The sequence below is a fragment of the Enterobacter sp. CCUG 70166 genome, from assembly GCF_020224095.1.
GTDB classification, from domain to species: domain Bacteria; phylum Pseudomonadota; class Gammaproteobacteria; order Enterobacterales; family Enterobacteriaceae; genus Enterobacter; species Enterobacter intestinihominis.
The window spans coordinates 4,348-7,206 of sequence record NZ_NRIQ01000025.1 but is presented as its reverse complement, the minus strand read 5'-3'; the positions used below and the strand labels follow the sequence as shown (position 1 = coordinate 7,206).

The following is a 2,859-nucleotide window of genomic DNA, read 5'->3' as shown; positions in this document are numbered from 1 at the left end:
AGTACGCGGAATAGACCAGTTACTGGCGAATGCATCACAACTGGGCAAAGGCTTGGGAACCAAGCTGGTTCGAGCTCTGGTTGAGTTGCTGTTCAATGATCCCGAGGTCACCAAGATCCAAACGGACCCGTCGCCGAGCAACTTGCGAGCGATCCGATGCTACGAGAAAGCGGGGTTTGAGAGGCAAGGTACCGTAACCACCCCAGATGGTCCAGCCGTGTACATGGTTCAAACACGCCAGGCATTCGAGCGAACACGCAGTGATGCCTAACCCTTCCATCGAGGGGGACGTCCAAGGGCTGGCGCCCTTGGCCGCCCCTCATGTCAAACGTTAGGCGTCATGCATGAACCACACCGTCCCCGCAGAGGTATCCGCTCAGGTGCGGATAGTCGTCGACGTCATAAAGTCACATTTGGAGCCTGTGCTTCTTGCCATTTGTCAATGGCCATTAATTTTGACCCACCTTTGGCCAATAAAATTGACCCACCCTTGCACGTTTAACCCGTTGTTTTCTGTTTCAGCCGATAGCTCTCTCCTCCCAGCATAAAGATGTGTGAGTGATGGATGATTCGGTCGATGATCGGTACTGCCACGTTGTCGTCGTGGAAGAACTCGCCCCAGCAGGTGAAGTCCTTGTTGGTGGTCAGGATGATAGACCGGTATTCGTACAGACTGTTGATCAGCTGGAACAGGTTGTAGCGGGCCTGCCGGGTCATGGGCAGGTAGCCCAGCTCATCGATGATCAAGAGGTCGACCTTGCTCAGCTGGCTGATTTTCTTTTTCAGCTCGCCCTTCATTTCTGCCAGCTCCAGTTCTTCCACCAACTCCAGCGCGGTGCGAAACAATACCCGGTATCCGGCCTCGACGGCCTTGTGGCCAATCCCGATGGCCAGGTGGGTCTTGCCCACGCCTGGCGGGCCGATGAAGATCACGTTGTTGCGCTCGTCGATGAACCGGAAGTCCAGCAGGCTGTTGATCTGGCGCTTGCTGATGGTGGTCTGGTGGCGATAGTCAAAGCCCTCCAGATGCTTGTGCGCAGGAAAGCCTGCCGTCTTGTAATTGCGCTGTACCCGGTTGGCCTGACGCTGCTGGAGTTCGTATTCAGCCAGTCGCTGTGCAAAGCTCAGGAACGACATTTCACTGGCTTCGGCCTCGGCCAGTAACTGGGCGAGCTCTGCGGCGATGGAGGTCATGCGCAGGCTACGGTACTGGGCGGCAGTCTGTTCAAGCATGCCCATGGGTCACCTCCTGGCCAGTCGAGCGGCCAAGCTGTCGGTATGCACTCAAGTCCAGCTCTGACGGAGCCTCTGGCACGGGCTCAGGCAGACGCTCACGCCGGCTGGCCAGCTGGGTGGCCACCAGATACGCTTCGATCTGTCGGGCGGTCAGGCCCGGCTTCTGGCTCAGGTTCAACAGCATGTCCCGTTCAACAGGTGCGTGCTTACTCAGCAGGTTGCGTACTGCGAACAGTTGATCCTTATAGACCTTGGGCAAGGATCTCCGCAACTGATCACACAAGGCCAGGCTGAGTGCCTCGTCGCCCACCAGTACTTGAATGTCCTGCTCCAGCTGCTGCCGGCGCTGGGCATGGTCACGGTAGTGGTGGGTGTTTTTGATAATCTGACCTTTGCCGCCCGCCAACGCATGCTGGGCAATCACTTCGCCAGTTTGTAGATCAATCACATGCAGCTGGCTGTCGTCTTCCAGCACACCGACACGGCTTTGCTGCCAGGCCATGGGCACAGAGTACTTGTTGGCCTTCCAGGAGATCAGTCCGGTCTTATCCGCCTTGCGGGTCTCACGGGCTTCAGATGTGACGCAAGAGGGTGACAGGTAGGGCTTGAGCAGAGCCTGTTCGTCACGTTCAAAACGCAGCTGAGGTGCCTCACCTGTGGTGCCGTGTGCCCGCACATTGGCGACCTTGTCCAGCCAGTGATGCACATGCTCGCGCAGGTGCTGCTCATCACGGAAGGTCTCGCCGTAAAAGCAGTCCTGCTTGACGTATTTGACGCCCGCTTCAACCTTGCCCTTGCTCTCGGGGTCATAGCCTTCGCAAGCATGGATACGAAAGCCGGCTGTGGTGGCGTACTGATGAAAACGCTCGTTGAGGGTCAGCTCCCGGTATTTCTCCTCAATCACCACCAGCTTGGTCTGGTCGTACACCAGCTCTTCAGGCATGCCGCCAAAGTAGCGCAGCGCTTCGTCATGCAGCTGGATGAACTGCCGGGTATCCAGCGGCTTAAACGACAGGCCCACATACATCAGCCGCGAGTACGCCAGCACAAACACAACAAAGTGCACCACTGTTTCCACGCCACCAATCAGCACGTTACGCAGCTCGCCCGGGTCAACCTGGCACTGCACACCCGGCACCTCATCAACCACCGGCTCGTAATATCGGTGCTGACCGGTTGCAACCTCTTCCTTCAGCGCGCTGACGTAACGACGAATACTGCGCTCGGAGGTCGGCAGCTCACCCAGTTTCTCCTTGAGCTTGCGGGCAATCTTGACTGCACTGAGCCCGGGAAAGCTGGCCAGCAAGCTGATCAGGTATCCCCGGTAGGTGTCGAGCTGTTTGCTGCGGACAGGGTTATCCAGCTTGCGGGCAGTGGTTGTTTCATCCTGACGCAGATACTTGCGCACGCTGTTGCGCGAGATGCCCAGCTCCCGGCTGATGGCCCGAATGGAAAGTCCTTTGCCATCGTCATGTAATGATTTTATTTTGTGTATCACGTTCCACCTCATCATCAGAACGGTTCCCGGCCTGCCAAAAGGCTGGGAACCCTATCTGCATTTCTGGCCGGTTGGCCACCTTGGGGTGGGTCAAAATTAATGGCCAGGGCACTGTTGCAAAGTTA

The 2,859-nt window shown here is 57.2% G+C and carries 3 protein-coding genes; 1 reads left to right on the top strand and 2 read right to left on the bottom strand.

What is annotated here, in order from left to right:
• A partial coding sequence (locus tag CKK19_RS10785; protein ID WP_116721190.1) for a GNAT family N-acetyltransferase occupies window positions 1–271 on the top strand: 271 nt, incomplete at its 5' end.
• 227 nt (window positions 272–498) lie between these two features.
• Here CKK19_RS10785 and istB read toward each other — a convergent pair.
• Complete coding sequence (gene istB / locus CKK19_RS10780; RefSeq protein WP_012695455.1) at window positions 499–1,239, bottom strand: IS21-like element helper ATPase IstB; 741 nt, start codon at window positions 1,237–1,239, stop codon at window positions 499–501.
• Entirely contained in the window at window positions 1,226–2,734 is a 1,509-nt protein-coding gene (istA, locus tag CKK19_RS10775) for an IS21-like element ISCfr8 family transposase (RefSeq protein ID WP_077249983.1), read from the bottom strand. Before istA ends, istB begins: the two co-directional genes overlap by 14 nt.
• Window positions 2,735–2,859 lie beyond the last annotated feature (125 nt).